Here is a 25,453-nt window from a genome sequence, read left to right as displayed (position 1 = left end):
CTATTTCCTAAAGATTAACTTTTTCTAAAAAAATGACAATGGAAAGAAAAAAACGCCAATCACGTTGGCGTTTTTGCGTTCGTTTAGACGGTATATACCATGCCTATACTTTGAATCGGCGAATCATGTGCTGCAGCTCTTCTGCCATGTTGGAAAGAGCTGTTGCCGACGAAGCGATTTCCTCCATAGAAGCGAGCTGCTGCTGTGTAGCAGCGGAAACGTTTTGCGTGCCATCAGCAGTCAAGTTGGAAACCTCGCTGACCAGCTCCATCGCTTGTACGACCTGTTCGGAATGGGCGGACACTTCCTGGGCAGATGCAGACACATCATGAATCTGGTCGGCTACTGTGCTAATCGAGTTCTGAATTTGACCGAAGGTTTCGCCTGCACGATGAACGACGCGAATTCCTTCTTGTACTTCCCGTGTGCCTGTTTCCATCGATTCGACCGCAACTTTTGTATCTGTCTGAATCGTACTGATCAACTGCGCGATTTTTTGGGCGGACTGTGCTGATTGCTCTGCCAGCTTCCGTACTTCATCTGCAACAACCGCGAATCCACGTCCGTGCTCTCCTGCGCGTGCTGCTTCAATCGCAGCATTGAGGGCGAGCAGATTGGTCTGATCCGCGATGCCTGTAATAACCTCGATGATCTCTCCAATTGCTTGAGAATGATTGCCCAGACCATCTACTACGGATGCGAGCTCACGCATGGAATCGTGGATCGCATTCATTTGTTGAACGGCTGCCTGAATCGACTGGTTCCCTTCTCCTGCCATGTTGGCGACTTCGCTCACCATATTGGATGTTTGCTGTGCGTTATTTGCGATTTGACGAATTCCTCGTGACATATCATCAATGGATTTCGCCCCATTCTCCACACTCGCTACCTGGCGATCAACACCTGCTGCCACTTCTTGAACAGTAACAGCAATTTGTTCAGTGGCCCTGCTCGTCTGATCTGCACTTGCCGTCAATTGCTCAGCTGATGAGGCTACCAGCTCGGAAGTTCCGCCTACCTGACGAATGACTGTAGTTAAACTGCTAGTCATCTCATTGAACGAATTCGCCAGATCCAAAATCTCGTCACGACTTTTGACAACCAATGGCTCCACACGTAAATCACCATCAGCCACTTTCTTCATCTCTTCCATCAAACGCAAGATCGGTCGACGGATGCTTGACGTCAGTACGACAGCCAGCACTACACATGCGATGACAGAGATCACCATAATAATAATCAGATCCCGCTTGACTGACTCATACAGTTCCGCGCTTTCTGTGCCAGCGCGTTGTGCGCCCTCACTGTTGTACGTTATCATTGCATCCAAATACTTCTTGCGTTCTACAAACAATTCACTGCCTTTTTTCTTGATGCGATCCAGCTCGGCCATGTCTGCATCGGTAGCTGGCCTTCTGATGTCGACCTTTTTGGCAATTGCCACGTATTCCGGACTGATTTCCTCGTATTTTTTTAGCGCCTGCTTCAATCCTTCATAATTGTTACGGTCCTCTTCATTGAAAACCGTTTTTTCATAGCTGGCCAATAAGCCATCCATATAGGCAAATTGGTCTTCGACTTGCTTTGCGTACTTGTTCTTTTCATCCATGCTCTCTGAAGTAAGCATGGTTTGCGTAACTCCGTAAACAGTTTCCAGCGTCATGTTGATCTTCAAAATAGCTTCCAGACCTGGGCGCAAGTTCGTATTCATTTCCACCATCTTCTGATTCATCTGCTGCATCTTGGTAATGGTCGTGATCCCCATAAACAGCATGATGACCAGGATCAACGCGTACGCACTAGCCAATTTTTTTCCGATCGTCCATTTCATTTCGTAAACACCACTTTTCTTGACATATGATGATAGCGTAATCTCCTATTCCCTCCCAACTGATGGAATAAACCTTATTGCACACAAAAAAATGGATCTTTACACAAAAAATTAAAATCCACAATTTAGAAAACTCCTGTAAGATAGATGAAAATAAGCGGAATGGAGGGCTGATGATGCAAAACTACGACGTCATTATTGTGGGAGCAGGATCGATGGGAATGGCAGCTGGCTACTATTTGGCCAAACAGGGCGTGCGTACACTCATGATCGATGCCTTTGATCCCCCACACACGATGGGAAGCCATCATGGGGATACCCGTATCATTCGCCATGCATACGGAGAAGGAAAACAGTACGTCCCGCTCGCATTGCGGGCACAACAGTTGTGGTCAGAACTCGAACAAGCGTCTGGTATACCAATCTTCGCCAAAACGGGTGTTTTGAACGCTGGACCCTTGAATTGTACTTTCCTGAATGAAATTCGGGAGAGCGCCGAGCAGTACTCTCTTCCCCTGGAAGTACTCAGTGCCGATGAGGTCATGCAACGCTGGCCAGGAATCAATCTGCCTGCTGATTACTACGGTTGCCTGGAGCCTACCTCAGGTGTGCTTTTTTGCGAAAACGGCATTCGTGCCTATCGAGAGCTCGCCCTCGCCTCAGGAGCCACACTGTTGACGAACACGCCAGTCACCCAGTTGGAACCAGCAGAAAATGGGTTCATTGTGCATACGGAATCTGCCAGCTACCACGGCGATAAAGTCCTGCTATCTGCCGGTGCTTGGAATGGTACTCTCCTTGACTCATTGGGCTTGTCCATCCCGCTTAAGCCTACACGCAAAACGGTCGCCTGGTTTGGTGCAGATGAGGGCCAGTACAGTGCGGATGGCTTTCCCGCCTTCATCTTTCGCCTTCATGACTCCATGTTCTACGGATTTCCCAGTTTTGATGGCGCTGGTGTAAAAATCGGACGCCATGACGGTGGGCACGCCATCGATCCCGATAAACTGGAACGTACCTTTGGCACCTATTTGTCGGACGAAGGCTGTGTTCGCTCTTTTTTGGAAGCGTATATGCCTGGAGCAGCAGGACCATTGCGCCAAGGCAAGGTATGCATCTACACTATGACACCGGATGAGCATTTCGTCATTGACCGTCATCCTGAACATCCACAGCTTGTATTTGCAGCTGGCTTTTCCGGGCACGGTTTTAAATTTGCCAGTGCGATCGGGGAAGCCACCAGCCAACTGCTAGTAGAGGGAGCTGCTTCCCTTGACCTGTCTATGTTTTCTTGGAAGCGATTTTCTTGTCCAGCATGAGTGAAAAAAGCCTCTCGCCGCATTTCTGGCAGGAGGCTTTTGTTCATTTTACCACTCCCAAGATAAAGAACCGATCTGCGCTGTAATTCGACTGCTCGCTTGTATGGGCTGGCCGAAAACTTGCATGGTAGATCGACCATTGTCGTAGGGAAACAGGTAGGCGAAACCAGGCCGAGTCGCCTGATTGACCCGATAGGCAGACCTCATTGCTCCCTCTCTTCGTTGTTCATTCAAAAAGGCTACCATCTCACTCGCTCGTTTGATCCCCGCACCATGCCCGTAATACAAGCCATTGCCGAGCACTACTGCATTTTCTCCTTGCCACTGCGGTGTCTCACGATCGTAATCAGGATTGGCAAAATAAATCACATCACCAGGCAAAAAGGTATTTGTCCTTATTGTTTGCAAGTCCAAATCCTGATCGTACCGCCAGTCATATAGCAAGATGTCCGAAAACATTCTCTCAAAATCCGGTAAACGAATGGACTGTAGGACTGCATGATAAATAATAATGACCATCGCCGTAGCACACTCCGTGGCGTATTTTTGACCCTCTAGAAAAATATTGATAATCCCGCTGGATGGCAGCACTCCAGGTCGCAAGCGGAATCCGCCTTGGTCAGTTCGAATCCAGTAAGCTGGATTGGCACGAGATTCTTCAAAAGTAGAAAAGGCCAGGCCGCTTTCGTGCAGTGCCAAGGCAGACCTCACCAGATGATCGCGCACTTTCAGTTCAAATTGCAGGAGCTCAGGAGTTGGATATTCAAATGTTTCATCACTACGTGCCATTATCGCTACCGTTTCACGCTGTACCGGATTTAGTCCCCATTCCGCTGCCAACGAGGCGGGATTAGCTGGTCTCCCCGCTATGACAATCATATACAACCTCCCCTTCACACACTGTCCTTCTTATATGTATGCGAAAGCCTATGTCCACGTGATCGACTAAAAACCATGAGTCAACATAGTGGTGGAGAAGAAAAAGCACAGTTCTCTTCGACTCTGACACGTCAGTAGGGGGATTCACTGGACGTCTCCACTACAAAAAGGGGACCGTCGAGCCAAAGCCACCCTACGGGCGGAAGATTCTCAGGGGAGAAGTGTTCGACAAGCGTGGTCCCCTTTTTGTAGTTCCGACTGGGTAGGCGTTGTCAAGGTCTGAACTACTACCCGTTAGATGGACACTTTGAAAAAAGTGACCGTCTAACGGTTTTTTGTGTTTTAATCATCATTAACGAGAAATGAGTGGGGATATGTTAGATGAGTAAAAACAGAATAAGTTTTACGGAACATGAGATACATATGTTAGAAAAAAATCAAAATGTACTTCGAGTAACAGGGAAAAACATCACGTATTCTCCTATGTTCAAATTTACCGCTGTACAGGCATATCGAGAGGGACAAACGCCGATTGAGATATTTCTTCAGGCAGGTTTCCCCTTAGAAATAATGGGTCGTCATACACCAAAAAAATGCTTACATCGATGGAGAAAAGTATGTACGACTTTTGGTGAAGCTGGATTAATTGAGGAGCGCAGAGGCAAGGGGAGCACCGGTAGAAAGTCAGAGGGAGAATTATCAGCAAAAGAAAAACTGAGACGTGCTGAAGCACGAATTAGGCTTCTGGAAGCAGAGAACGAACTTTTAAAAAAGCTAGAAGCGCTCGAAAGACAAACCAATAAGACGTTATCGTCTCCCGAGCGCTTTCAGCTTATTAGCATAGTTCTTCGTAAACATGGCTTGAAGCGTGTAACCCGTTATCTATGCCAGATTGCTGAAGTGAGCTCAAGTGGCTATTATCGCTGGTGTAGTGCTGAGGAACAGCGACAAATTCGAGAAGAAGCCGACGAACGAGACTTCCTGCTCATCAAGGAGCATTTCGAAACTCGAAAAGGGAGAGCAGGAGTGCTGGTCATTAAAATGAGATTGGAGCGAATGAACGGTGTCGTGATGAATCATAAAAAGATTCGTCGTCTTATGCAAAAGTTTAAGCTAGTCACTCTTATTCGGAAAGCGAATCCGTATCGAAAAATGGCCAAGGCTACTCAGGAACACCGCACATGCCCAAACCTACTTAAACGTCAGTTTGATCAAGGTATACCCGAGAAGGTTCTACTTACTGACATTACTTATTTGCGCTATGGTACTGGTCAATGGGCATATTTGTCTTGCGTAAAAGATGGGGCGACCAAACAGATTTTGGCACACTATCTGTCTTCGACATTGGAGTTATCACTAGTGAAACGGACACTAGACTTATTAATCAAACGATTGGACGGTAACGTCCATCCTGATGCTATTTTTCATTCGGATCAAGGAATGCACTACACTCATCTTACAACGAGGCGCCTTATTGCTGAGGCTGGTTTTAAACAGTCGATGTCTCGCAAAGGTAACTGCTGGGACAACGCTTCAATGGAATCGTTCTTCGGTCATATGAAAGACGAACTCGAATATAAGGACTGTGTTTCACTTCAAGAGTTGCGTCAACGCGTCAACGAATATGTAACCTATTACAATTCAGAGCGTTATCAGTGGACATTAAAAAAGATGACTCCTGATGAAACCAGAAATCATCTCATTGCTGCTTAATTTGCAACAGGCTCTTTTTAAATACTGTCTATTTCTAGGGGAGTAGTTCAGTCTGCGAGCCCTGTGCTTTTTCTTCTCACTAGCCTTGTGCGTTGATCGGTGCCTTTTAATAAAAATCCCTCGTCTGTTCGATCAGACGAGGGATTTCCTTTTTAGCCTTGTGCTTGTTTGACTGTATGTGGTGTCGGGGGCGAGACGTGCTTTAGACGCGAGAACATATAGCAGCCGACAATGACGATTACACTGCCGAGTAATTGGATGATGGTCATACGCTCGCCGAGTAAAAGAAATGCAAGAATGGCTGTAAAAATAGGATTGAAATTAAGGAACATACCTGCTGAGGTTGCGCCGACCTTTTGTACACCGATATTCCACAACACCATACTGACGACAGTTGCCATTACACCAACGTAGAACAGCGACAGCCAGAACGTCCAGTCTGTGTTGCTGATTGTAAATGTGGTGATATTAAAGGGCAGCATCAGCGCAACACCGAAAATCCCCGAGTACAGTGTGGACATCATCGGCGAGACCGTCTTCATTGCCCAACGCGCGCATACGGAATAAATCCCCCACATGGCGACAGCGGCGAGCATCCACAAATCGCCCGTGTTGAAGTGCAACTGGGACAAGTGTGCGAAGTCTCCTTTGGTCATCACCACAAGTACGCCTGTAAACGAGACAAGCATCGCGACAATCTGCAACGGTCGAATTTTATCGCCCATAAGCAAAAAGGAAAAAATCGCGATCGAAACCGGATTGAGCGTGGACAACAGCCCGACATTGGTCGCGTCTGTCCGCTCAAGGGCCCAGAACATGAATAAATTAAAAAGTGCTACGCCGGTTACTCCCATCACGATCAAAGGAAGGAGTGCTTCTCGCGTTGGAAAAATCCGCTTTTCGCGTATCCAAACAACGGGCAACAAGCAAACAACAGCAATGAGCCAGCGCAAATTGGTCAACGTCAAGGAAGACGCGTGCCCGACAAGAAATTTACCGACAACAAAATTTCCTCCCCAAAGGAAGCTGGTACAGAGTAATAGGACGATATATAGCGGTCTCATGTTGCCTCCTGCCAAGATGAAAGAGTTATGAAGCTTTTATTTGTCCTCTATCATACACCTTTCGCCAGCATTTGGACGGTCATGATACACTTCCATTTTTATCCTTCACCAGAAGCAATCCACTTCTCCATGAAAATTAGTTCGTCACGCTCATACCCAAGCTGATTGTAAAAAGCTTGTACACCATGATTGGTCGGCTCGATCAATAGGTTAATCTTTTCACACCCGATATTCGCCAGCCGCTTTTCCAGCTCATCCATAAGCCTGCTCCCTATGTCTTGTCCTTGGAAATCCGGATCGACTGCCAGATGATTCACCCATCCTCGCCGTCCGTCATAGCTGCCCATTACAGCTGCTATCATCCTTTCCTCCTCATTCATTGCCACCAAGAAAAGCTCTGCGTCTCGCTCCAGCTTTTTACGCAATCCCTCACGTGTATCCGAGCAAGAAAGCTGTAATCCTGCTCGTTGCCATAGCTGAATGACGTCCTCGTATTGTTGCAAAGAGAATGATTCAATTCTCATATTTGATCACCACTATCTTGTGTATTTTTATTCATTTAATTTTATCTTTATACGATTATTGTAATACAAAAAGGGGCTATCTAACAGCCCCTTCCTTCACACAGCCAGCCACGACATGATCACCGGTAGCAAGGTAAACGCCCACACTACGGTAATCATCGCTCCGGCGATCACAGCCAAAGTCGCGCTGCTTCCTTCTGTTTCCCCACGCTCAAACGCTTTTACCATCCCCAACGCATGTGCACCCATTCCGTACATCAAACCGATGGAAACAGGATGTCGGAGCCTCATTCTCTTGATGATTGTGGGAGCCAAAAAAACACCTGCGAAGCTGGTCAGCATGCCGAATACTGCCGTCATCGTCGGCATACCGCCAATCGCCTCGGTTACGCTCATCGCAATCGGCAGGGTAATCGAGCGAGGAATGACGCTAATCGCCGCTTCTTTTCCCAATCCAACGAGCATCGTCGTGGAAACACCTGCAATGATGGCAATGAGGGAACCCGTAGCAAGACTCGTCAAAATCATCCGGCGATGCGCCATTAACACCGACCAATTTCGGTACAGAGGAATCGCAAACGCCACTGTGACTACGCTCATCATCTCACTAATGAGCGAGGTCGCTTCACTGTACACCTGATAAGGAATGCCTGCGAAAAGCAAAAACAAAATCAAGCCAATCGGCGCCAAAATAGCCGGAGAAAATAGCAGAGACGGTCTTTTTTTGTTGAACCGTTTGGCTGCATAGAAGAAAACGAGTGTCAGGAGCACACTAGATGTTTTCCACAGGATCATGCTGTTTCACCTCTCCACGATTGAACATGCGCTCAGCAACAACACCTGTCGAAATCATCACAAGCGCACAACCGCTCACGACGACCACAAGCACCAGCAATCCTTTTATCCCTAATAACCATGGATACTGCATCATCCCGACCAACGATGGTACGAAAAACAGGATCATCTGCGAGAATAACAGAGTCGCTCCTGCCTCAACCCACTGTAGACGAATCAAGCCGGTATACAGACAAATGAACAATAGCGCGAGTCCGATCAGACTGCCGGGAACAGGAAGGTGAAAAAACGAGGTCACCCATTTCCCCAGCCAGGTGAAGCCGAACAAAAGCAAAACTTGTGCGATGATGGAGAACCATCTTTTCATCGAGACCACCCCAGTTGCTCTACAAAGGTTGTTCAAAAAGTCACTGTTTGAACGAGTTACCTTCATTCTAAGCCGTCTCGATTCCATTCGTACAATACATAAACATCATCATTTATATTCCATTTGGTTATGGCTGTACATTTTCTCTACAAACGATATGAAAGCCTTTGTCGCATGCGATAAATACCCTTCTTTTCGATAAATCAAGGCATACTGCCAGTCAATCACCGGGTAGGAAATGTTGACGGTGTGTAATTGTCCGTTATTCAAGCGTCTCACGATGGAGCGTGGAATGAGTGATATCCCCAGTTGAGTAGCCACCATCTCTCCGACAAAATCCCACAAAGAGCTCATGTAAGCGACATTCGGTTCAAAGCCGGACAGCTTGCACGCATGGCGCACCACATCATGCATCGCGTACTCTTCGGTAAACAAAATGAAAGCTTCGTCCTTGAGCTGTTCCAAGCTCACCTCATCGACTCCCGCGAGCCAATGCTCCCGATGAACGATCGCAACGAGGTCCTCTGCGAGTAAGGGAACCGCCTCAAATTTCTCCTGATCCGTTGGCAGAACGGTTAAGGCCACATCGATGCTTCCTTGCTCCATTTGGATTTCAAGCAGCTTGGCGCTGTATTCCTTCATCTCGATATCAATGCCTGGATACTGCTTTTTAAACAAGGCAATCACATTCGGCAAGAGAAAGGAACCCACCGTTGGCATCATGCCCAGCTTAACCCGCCCCCGCTCGACATTTCGCAATTCTGCAATCGACGACGCCATGCCTTCCATTAGCTGCAACACTTTGGTCGCATAGCTGTAGACCATTTCCCCTGCGTCTGTCAGATCCATTTTCCGCTCCGTCCGATCCAGCAGAACTACCTCTAGCTCTTCTTCCAATGCTTTGATCATTTTGCTGATAGAAGGCTGAGAGACGTGGAGGGATTGAGCGGCCTTCGTAAAGTTTTTATGTTTGACTACTTCCACAAAGTATTGCAGCTGTCGAATATCCATGATGTCCTCCGTCTTCGTCCAATCAAAAGGTTAGCTACAGATTACCACAGGCCGGTGTATGCGAAAAAGCCAGGTACGCAGTCGCGCCCTGGCTTTTCCTCCAGCGTGAGTTACTTCACGGTTACCTGTATATTTACGACTTTTCCATTATACGTCGCGACAATCGTTGCACGACCTGCTTTCACAGCCGTGATCTTGCCATCCACTACAGTCACAACGGAGCTGTTCGTGGAGATCCAGTCTGCATCGGTAGTGACATCAACCTTGGTTTTGTCGGTATAGATAACAGATACCTTCAAGTCTTTTGATTCGCCGACTTTGAGATCAGCCTTTTTCATGTCAAATTCCATCTTGGAGATGACAGCAGACTCTACAGGGATCGAGATCGTCTTTCCACCGTAAGTTGCTTTGATTCTCGTTTTTCCAGAGCCTACAGTTGTCACGACTCCGTTTTCAACTGTGGCAACTTTTGCATCGTCGGATGTCCACTTGGCTTTGCTTGTTACATCTACTTTTTCTTTCGTAGACAAGGTAGCCAACAGCGTAACCGACTGGGTAGTGTCTGGGCGCAGATACAGCTTTTTCTTATCACTGTCCAGCTTGGAGACGACATCTACCTCTACTGGAATGGAGACGCTTTTTCCACCGTACTTCACTTTGACCTTCGCTGTGCCCGAGCCTACTGCCGTAACCAATCCATTCGTTACCGTTACGATTGCCTTATCATCGCTTTCCCACTCAGCCTGAGCCGTTACATCACCAGTAGACTTATCAGAGAAAGTTGCTGTTGTGTTTACTTGTTTCGTGCCACCTACGCTGAGAGCCAGTTTCTTCTGGTCAGCAGTGAGCTTGGAAATCACATCGATCTCAACAGGGATATTCACACTTTTGCCCTCGAAGCTTACTTTCACTCTCGTTTTACCGGAACTAACTGCTGTGACCAAGCCCTTGTCAACGCTCGCGATGTCACTGTCAGAGGAAGTCCACTCCGCTTGTTGTGTGACGTCTTCCGTTGTTTTATCCGTGTATTGCACGCGGACAGTCAACTGCTGTGTCCCCGCTTTTTTCAATTTTACTGTCTTTGTATCAACTACAAGCTTGGAAATCTTCTTCTGCGTACTTGTCGTCGCAGAATTCGCCAATGCCGGTACATGGCCGACGCTGGAAAAGATCAGCCCAACGGTAACAGCCGTAGCGAGCATTCCTTTTTGCCAGTTTCTCATGCTCACATCCCTCTCCTCTCTATTTTTCCACCATTTTCTATATCGGCTAAACAACTGTACTTCTTGAATACTAAATGGCAAAAACCATCCGAATCACCTCGGATGGCTGCTACGTTGCTATCGCTTGTCGTTGTTCAAATCATACGGTGTCTCTTGGTAAACATAATAGTTTAACCAGTTAGAAAACATCAGATTCGCATGTGCGCGCCAGGTGACGATGGGCCCGCGGCTTGGATCGTCCTTTGGATAGTAATTACGCGGAACAGCTATATCCAGGCCTTTGTTCACATCTCGCTGGTACTCGTCTTGCAGGGTCGTCGGATCGTACTCGGAATGTCCTGTCACGAAAATTTGTCTGCCATCCCTGGTCGCCACGATGTAAACCCCTGCTTCATCAGACTCGGACAAAATCTCCAGTTCAGGCACTTGCTCGATGTCTTCCCTGCGATTTTCGGTATGTCTGGAATGCGGGATGTGGAAGTAGTTGTCAAATCCGCGGAACAGCTTCACATTTTGCTTATTAAGCGTATGAGGGAAGATTCCGAACATTTTTTCTGGCAAAGGATGCTTCGGAACGCCAAAGTGGTGGTAAAGCCCCGCTTGTGCTCCCCAACAAATATGCAGGGTCGAGGTGACGTTCTCCATTTTCCAATCGAGAATTTCTGTTAGCTCATGCCAATACGTGACGTCTGTGAACTCGAGCTGTTCGACTGGCGCTCCGGTGATGATCATGCCATCAAATCGCTGGTCACGGATCTCCTCAAACGTTTTATAAAACATGGATAAATGTTCTTCCGACGTATTTTTGGACGTATGACTGGACATATGCAAAAGCACGATTTCCACCTGTAGCGGCGTATTCCCCAGGAGGCGGAGCAACTGTGTTTCTGTTGTTTCCTTCACCGGCATGAGGTTGAGAATGACGATCCTGAGCGGTCGTATGTCCTGTGTGAAGGCACGGCTATCCTTCATCACAAAAATATTTTCCTGGGCGAGTATTTCCGTTGCAGGCAATTCGTCGGGCAATTTGATTGGCATAAAAATCCCCCTTTCCATCCTTTGAACACAGGTAGAAAAACAATAATCCGACAAATTCGACAAAAATACTCGCCTTCCTGCTAATCCCGCAAAGGAAAACGAAAAAATCCCCTTGCAAGCAAATTGCAAGAGGTTTCTTCCCTTAAATCCAGCCGCGTGCTTCCATCGCCTCCGTAATTCGCAAAAGCGAAATCATATAGGCTCCCGTGCGCAAGTCCACCTTGTATTGATCAGAGAGTTCTTTTACGGCCCGATAGGCGTTAATCATGGTCGTTTGCAGCTTTTCGTTTACCTCAACCTCGCACCAGTAGTAATTCATCAGGTTTTGCACCCATTCAAAATAAGAAACGGTTACACCACCTGCATTGGCGAGAATATCCGGGATCACGGTAATCCCTTTTTCCCGCAAAATGGCGTCAGCATCGGGTGTAGTAGGTCCGTTTGCTGCCTCTGCAATCCACTTGGCTTGAATGCTGTCGGCATTGGCTGCTGTGATGACATTTTCCAAAGCGGCCGGGATCAGAATGTCCACTTCCAGCTCCAATAGCTGTTCATTGGAGATGACCGTACCACCTACATAGTCCAAAATGGTGGTGTTGTCTTTCAACTGTCCTACCTTTTCGATGTCCAAGCCAGCAGCATCATAAATACCTCCGCGGGAGTCACTGACTGCCACGATTTTGAAGCCCAGCTCTGTTAAAAGCCTCGCTGCTATTCTTCCCGCATTGCCAAAGCCTTGGATCGCGACGGTCGTTTGTTCTGGCTTGCGTCCAGAATCTTTTAATGCCTCAAGTATGGTAAAGACACATCCGCGAGCAGTCGCTTCGTTTCTTCCTTTGGAGCCGCCGACAGAGAGTGGTTTTCCAGTGATCACTCCCGGAGAATAGGTGCCTTTTAATCGACTGTACGTATCCATCATCCACCCCATAATTTGTGGGGTCGTATACACATCGGGTGCAGGTATGTCTGTCTCAGGTCCGACAATATCAGCGATAGCTTCCATGAAGCCGCGGCTGACTCGTTCCAGCTCATTTTTGCTGAATTCGTGGGGATCACATATGACGCCGCCTTTTCCGCCGCCATAAGGAAGACCAACCACGCCACATTTGAATGACATCCACATAGAGAGCGCCTTGACTTCATCCATCGTCACATCCGGATGAAAGCGAATCCCTCCCTTGGTCGGTCCTACCGCATCATTATGCTGAGATCGGTAGCCTTCAAAGACACGCACGCTGCCATCATCCATCTTGACAGGAAAGCTTACGGCCAATACTCGTTTGGGTCGCTTTAAAATTTCGACAGCATCGCTCCGCAATCCCAACAATGCCGCTGCAGCGTCAATCTGTTTCTGCACAATCTCGTATGGATTCAGGTTTTCTTTCTCTACAGTATTTAGCATCTCTCTTCCTCCCCAATACTTTTCACATGCGTTTTTCACATCACCTTGGCGCAGAACTAAAGGATGAATGGAGTAATTATATACGATGAAAGTAAATTCAGACAATTGATTTTCTTTGTTTTCACATTATTGTGTTATTTTTGGTAAACAAATAAAAAACGCCTGATGCATCCTCGCGACACATCAGACGTTTTCTCTTATTTTTTCAAATACGCCTTCATCAGCTTTGTTTTCGTTTCCCACATCTCTTCGCTGATGTGCAGACGGTAATGCTCCGGATTCAGCATGCGCAAGTATTCAGGCCAGAACAGCTTGAGTTGCTCGCGATGGTAGCTGCGAATCTCTTGGAGGGTCGGCAGTTCATAAATCAGTTCCCCATCCAAAAATACCGGAACGAGCAGTGACTCTGCCTGGTAGTTCTCCAAATGCTTGCTCAAATACGTATGGCTCGGATGGAACAAATGGAGAGGGGCTCCCTTTTCGACTGTTGTTTCATGCGGGAAGCACATGTAGTCAGCAATCGCTTTGCCTGTTTCCGGATCAATCAATCTGTACGTATCTTTAATGCCCGGCGTCGTGACTTTTTCCGGATTCCCGGAGATTTTGATGGTCGGCTGATATTCTCCGTCCGCGCCTTCGCGTGCCACCAGCTTGTATACGCCTCCGAGCGTCGGCTGATCCGCTGCCGTGATGAGCTGCGTTCCAACTCCCCAGCTATTTACGCGTGCTCCTTGTACTTTCAGGTTCATAATCGTGTGCTCATCGAGATCGTTGGAAGCGACAATTTGCACATCGGTCATGCCTGCCTTATCCAGCATTTCACGCGTCTTGCAGGATAAATACGTCAAGTCGCCACTGTCCAAGCGCACTGCCGTCAGCTTTTTGCCTTGTTTCTCCAGGCGTTTTCCGACCTTAATTGCATTCGGCACGCCGCTTTTGAGTGTATCGTAAGTATCGACCAGCAAGGTTACCTGTCCTGGTAGAGCTGCTGCGAAGCGCTCAAATGCTTCTTCCTCACTCTCAAAGCTCTGTACCCATGAGTGAGCGTGTGTTCCTTTTGTCGGAATGCCAAACATTTTCCCTGCCAGCATGTTCGAGGTTGCGTCAAAGCCAGCCAAATAAGCTGCCCGCGTCCCCCACAGCGCAGCATCTGCCTCCTGCGCCCTTCTCGTTCCGAACTCCATAAGAACATCATTGCCCGCCACGTTTTTAATCCGCGAGGCTTTGGTCGCAATCAGCGTCTGGTAGTTCATGTAGTTCAACAGGGCCGTCTCAACCAGCTGTGCCTCCATGACACGCCCCTCTACGCGAATCAGCGGCTCGTTCGGGAAAACCACAGTTCCTTCTTTGACAGAGTAGAGCGAGCCCTTAAAACGAAGCTGGCGCAGCTCTTCCAAAAACTTCGGATCGTAGTTCTCCTCCTGCTCACTCAAATACTTGAGATCGCTTTCTTCAAAACGCAAATTTTTTATATAGGAAACGATTCTTTCCAATCCGGCAGATACAGCGTATCCGTTTCCAAAAGGCAGCTTGCGGAAAAATGCTTCGAAAACGACCTTCTGATTGTGTGTTCCGTTCACCCAATGGGCGTACATCATGTTAATTTGATATTTATCTGTGTGTAGTGCCACACCAAATGATTGCATGTCACTGAGGCCTCCTGTGTATTCCTTTCTATCATCATACCAGAAGCGTTCGCTGATGCCCATCCGCTGTGGAGGATATTAGGGAATGTGGTATAGTATGGGGATAAAAAGAGAAACAATCATACAGGCTGGGAGTGAGCATAAGTTGACCAGAAAAATCGTTACTATTAGTAAAGGTTTGCCTAAAAATAATATGTACAACGGCAAGGAATATCTCTCCGGCATCTGGAAGGAAGAAGCTGACGAGCTCGTTGTCCGTTCCGAGAAAATTGATGACGACGATATCGCGAATCCAGAGTATCACGGTGGCCCAGACCGCGTCGTCTGTGCGTATCCTTTTGAGCATTATGCCCATTGGGAGAAGTTATTCGGCCAACCTCTGACCAATGCGGCATTCGGAGAAAATCTCACGCTCGCTGGCATGACCGAAGAGCAGGTCTGCATCGGGGATGTGTATCAATTTGGTGATACGATCCTGCAAGTGTCCCAAGGCAGATTTCCTTGCGCAACGATCAACAAGCGCAACAACAATAACCAACTGCTCAAATCGGTGGTGGAAATGGGCTATACAGGCTATTTCTTCCGCGTTTTGCAGGAAGGGACGATCAAGCCAGAATCAGAGATTACCCTAATCTCTGCTCATCCAAAGCAAGTCAGTGTGGCTTCCATCCACCACTTGTACTTCCATGACAAGGCACCATCCCAAGGGACGATACAGCGTATGCTCGAGCTGGAGGAATTGGCCCTGCCTTGGCGGAATAAATTACTTGAAAAACTGGAAAAGCAGCAGTAATAGCGAAAGGAACGTCTCATGCGAATTAATAAGTTCATCAGTGAAACCGGCATTTGCTCACGAAGAGAAGCCGATAAATTAATCGAGTCCAAGCGCGTGACAATCAATGGCCAACTCGCGGAACTGGGAAGTACGGTTGCGTCAGGAGATGACGTGCGCATCGATGGACAGCCGCTCGGTGTCAAAAAGAAAGATGTCTACATCGCCTTGAACAAGCCTGTCGGAATTACGTGTACCACTGAACTGCACGTCAAAGGCAACATCATCGATTTCGTGAATCACCCGGAGCGGATTTTTCCTATCGGGCGTCTGGATAAAGATTCGCAAGGCCTCATCCTGTTAACCAATAACGGGGATATCGTAAACAAAATTTTGCGTGCTGAGAACAATCATGACAAAGAGTACATCGTCACCGTAGACAAGCCCATCACGGCGAATTTCTTGCACGGAATGGCAAACGGCGTACGCATTCTCGGAACGACTACAAAGCCTTGCAAAGTAACCAAAGTCAGCGACCGCGTCTTCAATATCGTGCTGACGCAAGGGCTGAATCGGCAAATCAGACGGATGTGTCAGGCTTTTGGTTATCAGGTAAGAAAGCTTGAGCGAATACGCATCATGAACATTGCCTTGGGGAATTTGAAATTGGGGCAATGGCGAAATCTGACGGCCAAGGAATTGACTGATCTGAATAAAAACTTGTGAAATCAGGACGGGTTGGAGTTCGTATAGTGGCTCATCTATATTTTCTTTCATCAAATATACGCGAATAATTTGCTATCCTTTCAATATCCTGTTATGCTAGTAGAGAATTATTTTTGTTCGAAGCAACGGATAGCGTAGATAGCAAAATTTCGTCTAGATGATCCTGAGAGCAAGGATAGTAATATATGTGTGTTACACACTAGGAGGCAATAACAATGGAACAAGGTACAGTAAAATGGTTTAACGCAGAAAAAGGTTTTGGTTTTATCGAGCGCGAAGGTAAAGAAGACGTATTCGTTCACTTCTCTGCTATCCAAGGCGACGGTTTCAAATCCCTTGACGAAGGTCAAAAAGTTACTTTTGACGTAGAACAAGGCCAACGCGGACCACAAGCTACTAACGTTCAAAAAGTTTAATTTAACCAAACACAAAAAACAGACTCCTGTAAGGGTGTCTGTTTTTTTGTTATCTGAGACACAAATTAAAAACCCTACTCACGTAAATGGAGTAGGGAATGCTACAGAACAGTAAATGGTAGACTCAGTATAACACAGTACATCGCACTTCTTAAAATTTTTATATTTTCAAATACGGATTATTCAACCCAGCCCTTCCTTTTCCTACATGTTCAACTGACGAACCGTACTGACGAGCCTTTGCAAACCGTCGCGCAGCTGGTGTTCATTCAAATAGGAATAACTGATGCGTATCCAAGAACTAAACTCCCGCAGCGGGTCACAGATCGCACCGGGCACAAACGTAATCGATTGTTCTATGCATTTCGCCAAAAGACTATCCATCGGGACGGAATCAGGCAGCTTCACCCATAAATTAAAGCCTCCTGGTGGACTGGACCACTCCCAGTCGGTCACAGACAGCTCTTCCTCCATAATATCCCGGCGAATGGCCAATGCAATCCGCAGCTTCGCCAAATGCTGCTGCATCCGTTCGGAGAAGAAATAATGCAAAAAAATCTTTTGATTCAACAGGGGCGCTCCACTGTCGGACAGTGATTTCGCCTGAATCAAATAATTCATAATAGATGGTCGGCATGCCACAGTCGCAATACTTAGCCCCGGCGCGATGTACTTGCTAAAGCTGCGCAGATAGATGACATAGCCCGCCGTGTCGTAAGCAAAAAACGGCAGTGGAGGCTCGTCACCGAAGTAAATATCGCGGCACGGATCATCCTCTACAATCAGGCACTGATACTTCGCAGCCAGTTCCACCAGTCTCTTCCGTTGTTCAGCGGGAACCGTATAGCCTGTCGGATTGTGAAAGGTAGGATTGAGATAAAACAGGCGTGGTTTTTCTTTTTGCATCAACAATTCAACCTGCTCCAAATCATACCCATCCGGCGAAATCTCGATGGAAATCATGTTGGCGCCCTGGCTTCCGAATACATCGATGGCCGGACTGTACGTAGGTCTCTCAATCAACACGACATCACGCGGCTTTACAAGGACTCTGGCAACCAAATCAATCGCTTCCTGCGAACCAGATGTAATCATCAGCTCATCGGGGGACAGGTGAAAATGATTACGGCTAACATAATAGCTGCACAGTGCTTCCCGCAGCTCCTGATCTCCCTGTGTGGTTGAGTAGGTACCCAGCACTTTTGGATACAGATCAAACACTTTCTTCACGTACTCGGAAAAGTAATGATTCGGCAATAAATTAGGTTCGATTAATGCTTTGGAAAATTGATAGGTCGCCTGCACCTGATGAATTTCCGAAAGATAACTCTTGTGCACATAGGCAGAAACGATTGGATCATTCATCGACTCCACTGGCAACAGGCTGCTCGGTTGTACATAATACCCTGACTTATCCTTCACGTACACATGGCGGTTTTGCTTTAATAATTGAAATGCTTTAAAAACCGTCAGGCGATGCACATTCAATTCCAACGCCAACGTTCGAACAGAAGGGAGCTTTTCATGTGCCCTCCACTCATCGCGTCTGATTCGTTCCAGAAGATAGTCATACACTTGTTCGAACAGCTTATCAGAATGACTGTTTGAAAGAGCCTTCCTTTTCATGCCGCTCCCCCCTTCCCCCATGATAATGGATGGATCTCTGTATCTGTTCTATTCTATTTCATCTGTTCTATTCCCTTCCCCTTATGATGAGGAAAAGGGAGGAATCATAATGGTACTGCTTAATTATGTGGTCATGTGCTTGATATTCGGAACGACTTTTCTGGCAATCAAAGTCGGGATCGATGCGGGAGCGCCGCCGTTTTTCTCAGGAGGACTTCGGTTCTTTCTGGCAGGTGTCATTTTGTTTTCATTCATGCTCTGGAAAAAACAGGCGCGTCTCTCGCTCCTGCTTCATAAAGAAATGCTCCTTACTGGTATCGGTTTGACGTTCGGGACATTTGCCCCCTTGTATTGGGCAGAGCAGCATGTAAGTTCAGGAATTGCAGCGATATTATCTGCAACAGGCCCTCTCATGGTGATGCTGCTTCAGACCGGTATTACTCGGCAAAAACCCCCCGGTATTGCTTTGATGGGTTGCTTGGTTGCCTTTGTCGGTGTCTTTTTGCTGATTTTACCCGGTGTGACCATCTCATTCAGTCTCCTTTGGCTTACAGGGTGCATCGCAGTCATATTCGGGGAACTCTTTTATTCTGCTGGTGCAGTATACTCCCGGAGCGTCATCCAACGGTTTCAAGATACCTCACCCATCGCTTTGAATGCGGCACAGATGATGTATGGAGGAGCCATGCTGCTTGTCTTATCTCTGTTCACCGAGCAAGTGCATATTGAATCGATGCTTACGGCGAATGCGATCCTCTCGCTTCTGTACTTGGTCTTCGTTGGTTCCATGATGGGGCACACCATTTTCTATTGGCTCGTGGCCAAAACCAACCCTGTGTTTCCCTCCACGTGGCTCTATATCTCTCCGTTGATTGCCCTAAGCTTGGGCGTCATCCTGTACAATGAACCGCTTTATCTCCTGTCGTTAGCAGGGGGAATCACGATTATTGTCGGGATTATCCTGATTAATATGGATGGCTTGAAGCAGTTGATGGGTAAAAAGGCAAACAAACTGAGTGATGTAAGCCATTCATGACAAAAAAGGAGTACCAAAAGAAAGCCTAGCGCTTTCTGGTACTCCTTTTTTTATCTTCGATTATTTGATCTCGTTGATCTGCTTGGCGATATTGATCAGCTCGTCTTTAGATACGACTTCCTCACCAGCACGCACAGAGTATTTCAGTTTGGTCCCATTTTTTACCCAGGTGATCCAATGGAAATTATCGCTATTTTTAGAAGTGTGCGTCGTGAGAACCGCTTCATTGTTGCCAATCATGATTTTTTCGATTGCCTCTGCATTTGTTCCCGCTTTGCCTCCGTCAGCTATTCGTACCTCTACCCTTACCTTGCCTTTCTCAGACTTATAGGCGACACTGGTAAAATCGTACTTGTTGCTTGACGGAATTTCTGTAAAGGCGTAATCTTTGTTTTCTTTGATGGCTTTTGCCTTCAGTGCTTCGAGGTCAACCATGTACTCGTAGTTTTCCTCATAGTGTACGTCACCTTCATCGAAACGGAAGCCTCCAGCAAGCTCGTTTGGAAGCGTGAACATCTTCCCTACAACCGGCTCCATTTCCTTCCATGTTTTATAAGTCATCGGCATAGATACCATTGTGATATACGGTTGTTTATATATTGACCAGGTTGTGTTCTTTTGGATTTCTTCCTCATCTTTTGTTGGCTTCCAGTATATAGCGACTGAGGTTCCAGGCTTCAAGCCATTAATAATCTCATTATTGACCTCATCCCGTTGCTCATACATTTTCTCCCTCGCCTCCATTTTCGCCTGTTCCTCTGGGGGCATTTGCTGAATCAATCGCTGTTGTTCTTGATCAGTATGCTGTGTTAGCTCGTAAACCACTTCGCCCTTTTCATTTTTCAACTGGATCATTTCCACTCCTGCCCATACGGAAGACGCTCCTACCAGCATACCTACAGTGACCAGCAAGCCAATTTTCTTTTTCACGACTTTCTCCTCCTTGTTTTCCTTGGCACGAATTGCTGCCATGACTTTATGTTTGACATCGACTTTCGGGACTGGCTTCGCTACCAGCATGTCTCTCATGTGCTTAAACGGATTTTTGTCCATCATTCAGCACCCCTCCCATCGTTGGCAAATAACGTTTGCACTTTTTCAAAACGCGTTCAAATTGCTTGCGCAAGGCTGCTGGCTTTTTGTCCATCAGCTCCGCGATTTCCTCGTACTCTCTTTCCTCTAGCACACGCAGGAAAATAAGTGTGCGTTCTTCAGCAGACAGCCGTTTCCAGATGCGTTCGATTGGCTCCCCGAAGTAATTGCTGTCAATGCTCTCCTCGACATAATTGCGTCCATCCTGATCACGGTTGTACAAAAAGGGCAACACGCGACTTAATTTCCTGCGCTTTAGCACATTCGCACAATGGTTGTAAGCGATCCGGTACAACCATGCTGAAAATGAAAGCGAGTACGTATACTGTTCAAGATGCTCGTAGGCACGAAACAGGACTTCCTGGACAGCGTCTTCTGCATCTTGACGGTGACCGAGTATGTGATAGCAGTATGTAAAGATCGGTTGTTGATAGTAATCGATAATGAGTTCGTATTGCTCAAGAGAACCGCCTTTTATTTCGATCAGCAGGCGCTCTATCTCTGTTTTTTCCACGGTTTGCCCTCCTCTCACTATGAATAACAACTGGCATCTTTTGTTTGTGACACCTATTTTAGAAATTTTTGGTTCTGCGAATAAAATGAAAAAGGTGTTCCACCCGTCTCGTACGAAAAACCTCGTACCACAGGAAGGAACACCCTTATTCCATGCTTGCATTCATTTGTTTGTCTGTACGCTTGTCGAATGTCTTGATTCTTTCCCGGGAAATCGACAGCACCTGTCGGCTTCTCTTAGAAATGCTCCCCGTTGGCATAATAGCTTTCTTTTTGATAAGCGACAAATGCCATTTCCACTTCTGGGATGCCAAGAGATAGGACATGCTTGGTTACAATCTGGGCAAACTGGTCACGAGCTTCTTGCCCCCGCTCAAACCATGCTACTTCAATAAAAGGAAACGACTCCACGATCTTCCCGCCAAAAACGCCTGTTGTATGCAAGCATTCGATTGTGAAATTGTCTGTACCGCATTGGCAGAGTGCAGCAAGCTCCACTGCAAGCGGTTCGCTAATCGTAGCCATTTGTTCAGCTTGAATGCCTCGAACGATAAGATGTGGCATGATGATCCCTCCTGAAAAGTCCAAACTACTATGCTCTATCTTACCGTTCAAGAGGCAAAAAGAGTAGAGAAAACTAGGTTAGAGCTGCGGCGCTCCCGTGCTTACCTACTGCCTCTTGCATCCGCACTTCTTTGTTCCCTTGCTGCAATTGATACATCTGATAGTACCTGCCTTGTTTCTCCATCAAGTCTTCATGCTTTCCTCGCTCTACAATTCTGCCTCGATCCAGTACGAGAATTTGATCTGCATTTTTGATCGTAGACAGGCGATGAGCAATGATGAAGGTTGTTCTCCCTTTTTTCAACACCTCAAGCGCATTCTGAATAATGCCCTCTGTTTCCGTGTCGATGCTGGCAGTCGCTTCATCCAGAATGAGGATAGCCGGGTCAAACGCCAGAGCACGCGCAAACGAAATCAACTGACGCTGTCCGAGAGAAAGCGTGCTTCCCTTCTCGATAACGGGTTCATCGAATCCTTGCGGAAGACTGCGGAACAGTTGGTCTGCCCCTACATCACACAAGGCCTTCTCCACTTTTTCCGGCGAAATCGACGGATCATCCAGACTCACATTGGAACGAACCGTTCCTGTAAATAAAAACGGGTCCTGCAAGACAATAGCCATATGCTGACGAAGCTGCTGTTTGGAAAACGACTGCACATTGCGCCCATCAATCATAATCGCTCCTCTGTTTACATCATAGAAGCGGAGTAACAGGTTGATAATCGAGCTTTTTCCCGAGCCTGTATGACCAACTAGTGCCACCGTCTCTCCAGGCCAAGCTTCGAACGAAATGTTTTTCAGTACGTATTTGTCGTCTTTGTAGGCAAAGGAAACATCGTCGAAGCGAACATTCCCCTGATAGCACGGAACCTTTGCTGGATCAACGTCGACGCCCTCTTCATCCAGCAGTTCAAACACACGCGACGCCGCGACGAGAGATTGCTCCAGGTTCGCCAATTGGTTGACGATTTGTGTCATCGGCTGGAACAAGCGGTTGAGATAATCAACGAATGCGTAGAGGACACCAAGTGAGAGCAGAGTACCTATCCCCATGGACGCTCCTCCGAAATACCAGATGAACAACACAAATGCGATATTACGGATCAACTGAACCAGGTTAAACGAAGCGGTCGCATTGAGCCGCAGCATTTTATTTTGGTAGGTGAACAGCTCTTCATTCAGCTCGCCGAATTCCCGCATCGTTTCCTTTTCCCTGCGAAACGCCTGAATGATCGGCATCCCTTGGATCGACTCGTTAATCATTCCGTTGATGTCACTGATGCGTGCCCGAATGACATGGTTGAATGAAGAAGCGTACTTGCGGTACAAGTAAATCCACACGACCATGATTGGCAAAATGACCAGACACACAAGCGCGAGTCGTATATCAAGCAAGAACAGCGCTGCGAAAATACCGATTAAATAAATCCCGCTCGTAATAAAGTTGCCGAGCACATTCGTAAACAGCTCACGGATTGCCTCCGTATCGTTTGTGACACGAGCAACCACCTTCCCGGCAGGGAGATGATCGAAATAGTGAATAGGCAATCGTTGGATATGCGCGAACACGTCAATACGCAGTCTCTCGATGACCTGATTCGCTGATTTTTGCCATAAAAATTTTTGCCCATAGTGGAAAAGTGAGGCAACTACCAATAATCCGAAATAGAGAGCAGCCAGTTTGAGCAAGCCGCTTGTCTCTGGCCGGAAAAATTCAAATATCTCCTGATTGCTTAAGAGAGTAGCCTGGTACTCCGCTCGATCCTCACCTTTGACAATGACGAGCTTCCCATCCTCAACGGAGCGCTGGCCATCATACGAAATCGCCTGATTCAAGAAATAATAGTCGCGTCCTACTTGTAAAACACGAACTTCCCCACCTGTGCTCTCCCCTGCTGCCAAGTGGTCCTGTCTTGTGTAGTACTTCCCTTTGTAGAACACGGAATTCTCACGCTGTGCCGTCTCATACCACGGGAATTCAATGCCCATGATGTGCGTATCGATCATTTTTTTCGCCAAAAACGGTCCCGTCAGTTCTGCCCCAACCGAGATGGACAGCATCAATACCGCCAAGAGGATCGTCTTTTTAAAAATGGATGCATAATGGACTAGCCTTTTCCCTGTCGTCATTCATTCACCCGCTTTCCGTCAGCGTCGCTTCAATTTGCTGTTTCTCGAATTGTTCTTTATACCAACCGCCCAGCTCCAATAGCTGTGCATGTGTACCTTCCTCGACGATTCGTCCTTCGTCTATGACGAGAATCCAATCTGCATGCTGGACCGCCGATAAGCGATGTGTGGTGATCAGTGTTGTTTTGCCTGCACGCTCCCGGCGAATATTCGTGATCATCTCCGCTTCGGTTTTGCCATCCACCGCCGACATGGCATCGTCGAGAATCAAAATTTCCGGATTGACCAAAAGAGCCCGAGCAATCGAAACCCGCTGTTTTTGCCCGCCAGAAAGGGCTACACCTTTTTCACCAACGAGCGTTTGCAATCCTTCAGGCAATAGCTGCACATCCCGAGCAAATGCGGCCTGCTTCAATACTTCCTGTAATTGTTCTTCTGTTGCCTCGTTGTTCCCGAACAGGATGTTTTCGCGGACTGTCTTCGAGAACAGAATCTGCTCCTGCGGTACATAACCGATCCAGCTCTTGATGTTATCCAGACTAATCTGTTCTAGCGCCTCTCCCGAAACACTGATGGCTCCTCGTCCTACCGGATATTCGCGAAGCAGCTGTCGCACCAGCGTGGATTTCCCGCTTCCCGTACGCCCGACGATTCCTAGCGTCTGACCCCGCCCCAGAGTAAAGGAGACATCCACTAGTTGGTCAACCTGCGCAGATGGATAGCGGAATGTCACGGAATCGAACCGAATCACTTCTGGTACTGCCACACGAACCGGTCTGTCGTGATCCGTCACATCAGCTTCGTACGCCAAGGTTTCATTGACCCGATCCAGCGAGGCACTTCCTCTTTGCATCACATTGATCAATTCGCCAATCGCAAACATCGGCCAAATGAGCATCCCGAGATAGACGTTAAACGAGACCAGCTCTCCCAAGGTCAGTTCTCTTTGGAACACGAGGTAGCCACCGTAGATCAAGCCGATCATATAACTGATCCCAACCAATATTTTGACGGTCGGCTCAATCAGCGAATCGATTCTCGCTACATCGATATTTTTTTGATACACTTCATGTGTTTTTTGGCGAAAGCGCTCCTGATCCGCCATCTCCTGTACGTAAGCTCGAATCACGCGAACCCCAGAGACGGATTCCAGCACGCGGTCGTTCAGCTCACCGAACGAGGTTTGTGCGGTAGAAAAGCGCTCGTGTATTTTTTTCCCATACTGCTTAATGATATAGGCCATGAACGGCAATGGAAGGATCGCCGCTAAGGTCAGCTTCCAACTGATCAAAAAGCCCATCGTCAGCACAATTGCCCCTGTAAAGGATAACGAATCCACCATCGTCAAAATTCCGAAGCCTGTCGTCATCGAGACAGCCTTTAGGTCATTTGTCGCTCGTGCCATCAGATCACCGGTACGATTGCGCTGATAAAACGTTGGCGTCATCCGCAAAAAATGTGTCATGAGCTTCGACCGTAACGTCCGCTCCGCCAAAAACGCTCCCCCAAACAGCTGGCGAATCCAGATAAAATTGACCCAATAAATCGCGACAGACAATACACCGAAAAACAGCAAGATGGATACTAGCCGCTCGCCAGTCAGCGTCCCCAGGTGAATCTCATCAATAGCCACCCCGATGATTTTTGGAGGGATAATCTCCAGTAGGCCGCCCAGAATCAATAGCAGAATAGCGACCGTATACCGTTTCCAATGCTCCTTGAAAAACCAATCAAGCTTTGCCAAAACCGAGAACATCCGTATTTC

23 protein-coding genes are annotated in these 25,453 nt (G+C 47.3%); 6 read left to right on the top strand and 17 right to left on the bottom strand.

Annotated features, from left to right (window positions below):
• Positions 1–103: 103 nt before the first annotated feature.
• Positions 104–1,831 carry a methyl-accepting chemotaxis protein gene (locus tag ACUUHJ_RS04910; RefSeq protein ID WP_472298383.1) on the bottom strand — a complete coding sequence of 576 codons (1,728 nt, stop codon included), beginning with the start codon at positions 1,829–1,831 and terminating at the stop codon, positions 104–106.
• 176 nt (positions 1,832–2,007) lie between these two features.
• Between ACUUHJ_RS04910 and solA the strand changes: the two genes are divergently transcribed.
• A complete protein-coding gene (gene solA, locus ACUUHJ_RS04905) occupies positions 2,008–3,150 on the top strand; it encodes an N-methyl-L-tryptophan oxidase (RefSeq protein WP_472301145.1) in 1,143 nt (380 codons plus the stop codon).
• 48 nt (positions 3,151–3,198) lie between these two features.
• Here solA and ACUUHJ_RS04900 read toward each other — a convergent pair whose 3' ends face one another.
• Positions 3,199–4,029 carry a protein-glutamine gamma-glutamyltransferase gene (locus tag ACUUHJ_RS04900; RefSeq protein WP_289676236.1) on the bottom strand — a complete coding sequence of 277 codons (831 nt, stop codon included), beginning with the start codon at positions 4,027–4,029 and terminating at the stop codon, positions 3,199–3,201.
• 423 nt (positions 4,030–4,452) lie between these two features.
• Here ACUUHJ_RS04900 and ACUUHJ_RS04895 point away from each other — a divergent pair, with 423 nt between their 5' ends.
• Entirely contained in the window at positions 4,453–5,742 is a 1,290-nt protein-coding gene (locus ACUUHJ_RS04895) for an IS3 family transposase (RefSeq protein ID WP_289673973.1), read from the top strand.
• A 152-nt stretch (positions 5,743–5,894) separates the two neighbouring features.
• Here ACUUHJ_RS04895 and ACUUHJ_RS04890 read toward each other — a convergent pair whose 3' ends face one another.
• The 9 genes from ACUUHJ_RS04890 to ACUUHJ_RS04850 form a co-directional block, all read right to left on the bottom strand.
• Positions 5,895–6,806, bottom strand: a complete 912-nt coding sequence (locus ACUUHJ_RS04890) for a DMT family transporter (RefSeq protein WP_472298382.1) — start codon at positions 6,804–6,806, stop codon at positions 5,895–5,897.
• Between the two features lie 98 nt (positions 6,807–6,904).
• Complete coding sequence (locus ACUUHJ_RS04885; RefSeq protein ID WP_016740644.1) at positions 6,905–7,330, bottom strand: GNAT family acetyltransferase; 426 nt, start codon at positions 7,328–7,330, stop codon at positions 6,905–6,907.
• 96 nt (positions 7,331–7,426) lie between these two features.
• On the bottom strand, positions 7,427–8,125 hold the full coding sequence (locus ACUUHJ_RS04880; protein WP_012684595.1) for an LrgB family protein: 699 nt from the start codon (positions 8,123–8,125) through the stop codon (positions 7,427–7,429).
• A complete protein-coding gene (locus ACUUHJ_RS04875) occupies positions 8,103–8,492 on the bottom strand; it encodes a CidA/LrgA family protein (protein ID WP_012684594.1) in 390 nt (129 codons plus the stop codon). Before ACUUHJ_RS04875 ends, ACUUHJ_RS04880 begins: the two co-directional genes overlap by 23 nt.
• Before the next feature lie 108 nt (positions 8,493–8,600).
• Positions 8,601–9,503: a LysR family transcriptional regulator gene (locus tag ACUUHJ_RS04870; RefSeq protein ID WP_472298381.1), complete on the bottom strand. Its 903-nt coding sequence runs from the start codon at positions 9,501–9,503 to the stop codon at positions 8,601–8,603.
• A 110-nt stretch (positions 9,504–9,613) separates the two neighbouring features.
• A complete protein-coding gene (locus ACUUHJ_RS04865; protein ID WP_472298380.1) occupies positions 9,614–10,726 on the bottom strand; it encodes an Ig-like domain-containing protein in 1,113 nt (370 codons plus the stop codon).
• Between the two features lie 117 nt (positions 10,727–10,843).
• Entirely contained in the window at positions 10,844–11,764 is a 921-nt protein-coding gene (metA, locus tag ACUUHJ_RS04860; protein ID WP_472298379.1) for a homoserine O-acetyltransferase MetA, read from the bottom strand.
• 142 nt (positions 11,765–11,906) lie between these two features.
• Positions 11,907–13,166, bottom strand: coding sequence for a Glu/Leu/Phe/Val family dehydrogenase (locus ACUUHJ_RS04855; protein WP_289676227.1), 1,260 nt, complete (start codon positions 13,164–13,166; stop codon positions 11,907–11,909).
• A gap of 197 nt (positions 13,167–13,363) precedes the next feature.
• Complete coding sequence (locus tag ACUUHJ_RS04850; RefSeq protein ID WP_289676226.1) at positions 13,364–14,812, bottom strand: nicotinate phosphoribosyltransferase; 1,449 nt, start codon at positions 14,810–14,812, stop codon at positions 13,364–13,366.
• Positions 14,813–14,957: 145 nt separating this feature from the next.
• Here ACUUHJ_RS04850 and ACUUHJ_RS04845 point away from each other — a divergent pair, with 145 nt between their 5' ends.
• From ACUUHJ_RS04845 to ACUUHJ_RS04835, 3 genes are all read left to right on the top strand, one after another.
• The gene (locus ACUUHJ_RS04845) at positions 14,958–15,605 is read left to right on the top strand and encodes an MOSC domain-containing protein (RefSeq protein WP_289676225.1); all 648 of its coding nucleotides are present in this window, start codon (positions 14,958–14,960) and stop codon (positions 15,603–15,605) included.
• A gap of 18 nt (positions 15,606–15,623) precedes the next feature.
• Positions 15,624–16,310 carry a 23S rRNA pseudouridine(2604) synthase RluF gene (rluF, locus tag ACUUHJ_RS04840; protein WP_472298378.1) on the top strand — a complete coding sequence of 229 codons (687 nt, stop codon included), beginning with the start codon at positions 15,624–15,626 and terminating at the stop codon, positions 16,308–16,310.
• Between the two features lie 215 nt (positions 16,311–16,525).
• The gene (locus ACUUHJ_RS04835; protein WP_007721941.1) at positions 16,526–16,726 is read left to right on the top strand and encodes a cold-shock protein; all 201 of its coding nucleotides are present in this window, start codon (positions 16,526–16,528) and stop codon (positions 16,724–16,726) included.
• Positions 16,727–16,930: 204 nt separating this feature from the next.
• Here ACUUHJ_RS04835 and ACUUHJ_RS04830 read toward each other — a convergent pair whose 3' ends face one another.
• Positions 16,931–18,352 (bottom strand): aminotransferase-like domain-containing protein, encoded by a 1,422-nt coding sequence (locus ACUUHJ_RS04830; RefSeq protein ID WP_289676224.1) that lies wholly within the window; start codon positions 18,350–18,352, stop codon positions 16,931–16,933.
• Positions 18,353–18,461: 109 nt separating this feature from the next.
• Between ACUUHJ_RS04830 and ACUUHJ_RS04825 the strand changes: the two genes are divergently transcribed.
• Complete coding sequence (locus ACUUHJ_RS04825; RefSeq protein WP_289676223.1) at positions 18,462–19,388, top strand: DMT family transporter; 927 nt, start codon at positions 18,462–18,464, stop codon at positions 19,386–19,388.
• 60 nt (positions 19,389–19,448) lie between these two features.
• Here the strand turns inward: ACUUHJ_RS04825 and ACUUHJ_RS04820 are convergent, their stop codons facing one another.
• The 5 genes from ACUUHJ_RS04820 to ACUUHJ_RS04800 form a co-directional block, all read right to left on the bottom strand.
• Positions 19,449–20,444 carry a hypothetical protein gene (locus ACUUHJ_RS04820; protein WP_289676222.1) on the bottom strand — a complete coding sequence of 332 codons (996 nt, stop codon included), beginning with the start codon at positions 20,442–20,444 and terminating at the stop codon, positions 19,449–19,451.
• Positions 20,422–20,994, bottom strand: coding sequence for an RNA polymerase sigma factor (locus ACUUHJ_RS04815; protein WP_289676221.1), 573 nt, complete (start codon positions 20,992–20,994; stop codon positions 20,422–20,424). The genes ACUUHJ_RS04820 and ACUUHJ_RS04815 overlap by 23 nt, the downstream gene beginning before the upstream one ends.
• A gap of 236 nt (positions 20,995–21,230) precedes the next feature.
• Entirely contained in the window at positions 21,231–21,557 is a 327-nt protein-coding gene (locus tag ACUUHJ_RS04810) for a DUF1904 family protein (RefSeq protein ID WP_173627804.1), read from the bottom strand.
• Between the two features lie 73 nt (positions 21,558–21,630).
• Positions 21,631–23,688 (bottom strand): ABC transporter ATP-binding protein, encoded by a 2,058-nt coding sequence (locus ACUUHJ_RS04805; RefSeq protein ID WP_472298376.1) that lies wholly within the window; start codon positions 23,686–23,688, stop codon positions 21,631–21,633.
• 4 nt (positions 23,689–23,692) lie between these two features.
• Entirely contained in the window at positions 23,693–25,444 is a 1,752-nt protein-coding gene (locus ACUUHJ_RS04800) for an ABC transporter ATP-binding protein (protein ID WP_289676219.1), read from the bottom strand.
• Between the last annotated feature and the right edge of the window lie 9 nt (positions 25,445–25,453).

Source organism: Brevibacillus schisleri, from assembly GCF_055685845.1.
The sequence above is the reverse complement of the archived record's forward strand: the minus strand, read 5'-3'. Positions and strand labels throughout refer to the sequence as shown.

Coding starts and splice junctions, on each gene's coding strand:
- ACUUHJ_RS04820 (WP_289676222.1), bottom strand. CDS start 20,444: ATGATGGACAAAAATCCGTTTAAGCACATGAGAGACATGCTGGTAGCG.
- ACUUHJ_RS04870 (WP_472298381.1), bottom strand. CDS start 9,503: ATGGATATTCGACAGCTGCAATACTTTGTGGAAGTAGTCAAACATAAA.
- ACUUHJ_RS04865 (WP_472298380.1), bottom strand. CDS start 10,726: ATGAGAAACTGGCAAAAAGGAATGCTCGCTACGGCTGTTACCGTTGGG.
- ACUUHJ_RS04800 (WP_289676219.1), bottom strand. CDS start 25,444: ATGTTCTCGGTTTTGGCAAAGCTTGATTGGTTTTTCAAGGAGCATTGG.
- ACUUHJ_RS04835 (WP_007721941.1), top strand. CDS start 16,526: ATGGAACAAGGTACAGTAAAATGGTTTAACGCAGAAAAAGGTTTTGGT.
- ACUUHJ_RS04805 (WP_472298376.1), bottom strand. CDS start 23,688: ATGACGACAGGGAAAAGGCTAGTCCATTATGCATCCATTTTTAAAAAG.
- ACUUHJ_RS04850 (WP_289676226.1), bottom strand. CDS start 14,812: ATGCAATCATTTGGTGTGGCACTACACACAGATAAATATCAAATTAAC.
- ACUUHJ_RS04910 (WP_472298383.1), bottom strand. CDS start 1,831: ATGAAATGGACGATCGGAAAAAAATTGGCTAGTGCGTACGCGTTGATC.
- solA (WP_472301145.1), top strand. CDS start 2,008: ATGCAAAACTACGACGTCATTATTGTGGGAGCAGGATCGATGGGAATG.
- ACUUHJ_RS04830 (WP_289676224.1), bottom strand. CDS start 18,352: ATGAAAAGGAAGGCTCTTTCAAACAGTCATTCTGATAAGCTGTTCGAA.
- ACUUHJ_RS04825 (WP_289676223.1), top strand. CDS start 18,462: ATGGTACTGCTTAATTATGTGGTCATGTGCTTGATATTCGGAACGACT.
- ACUUHJ_RS04890 (WP_472298382.1), bottom strand. CDS start 6,806: ATGAGACCGCTATATATCGTCCTATTACTCTGTACCAGCTTCCTTTGG.
- ACUUHJ_RS04895 (WP_289673973.1), top strand. CDS start 4,453: ATGTTAGAAAAAAATCAAAATGTACTTCGAGTAACAGGGAAAAACATC.
- ACUUHJ_RS04875 (WP_012684594.1), bottom strand. CDS start 8,492: ATGAAAAGATGGTTCTCCATCATCGCACAAGTTTTGCTTTTGTTCGGC.
- ACUUHJ_RS04810 (WP_173627804.1), bottom strand. CDS start 21,557: ATGCCACATCTTATCGTTCGAGGCATTCAAGCTGAACAAATGGCTACG.
- ACUUHJ_RS04880 (WP_012684595.1), bottom strand. CDS start 8,125: ATGATCCTGTGGAAAACATCTAGTGTGCTCCTGACACTCGTTTTCTTC.
- ACUUHJ_RS04885 (WP_016740644.1), bottom strand. CDS start 7,330: ATGAGAATTGAATCATTCTCTTTGCAACAATACGAGGACGTCATTCAG.
- ACUUHJ_RS04855 (WP_289676227.1), bottom strand. CDS start 13,166: ATGCTAAATACTGTAGAGAAAGAAAACCTGAATCCATACGAGATTGTG.
- metA (WP_472298379.1), bottom strand. CDS start 11,764: ATGCCAATCAAATTGCCCGACGAATTGCCTGCAACGGAAATACTCGCC.
- ACUUHJ_RS04900 (WP_289676236.1), bottom strand. CDS start 4,029: ATGATTGTCATAGCGGGGAGACCAGCTAATCCCGCCTCGTTGGCAGCG.
- rluF (WP_472298378.1), top strand. CDS start 15,624: ATGCGAATTAATAAGTTCATCAGTGAAACCGGCATTTGCTCACGAAGA.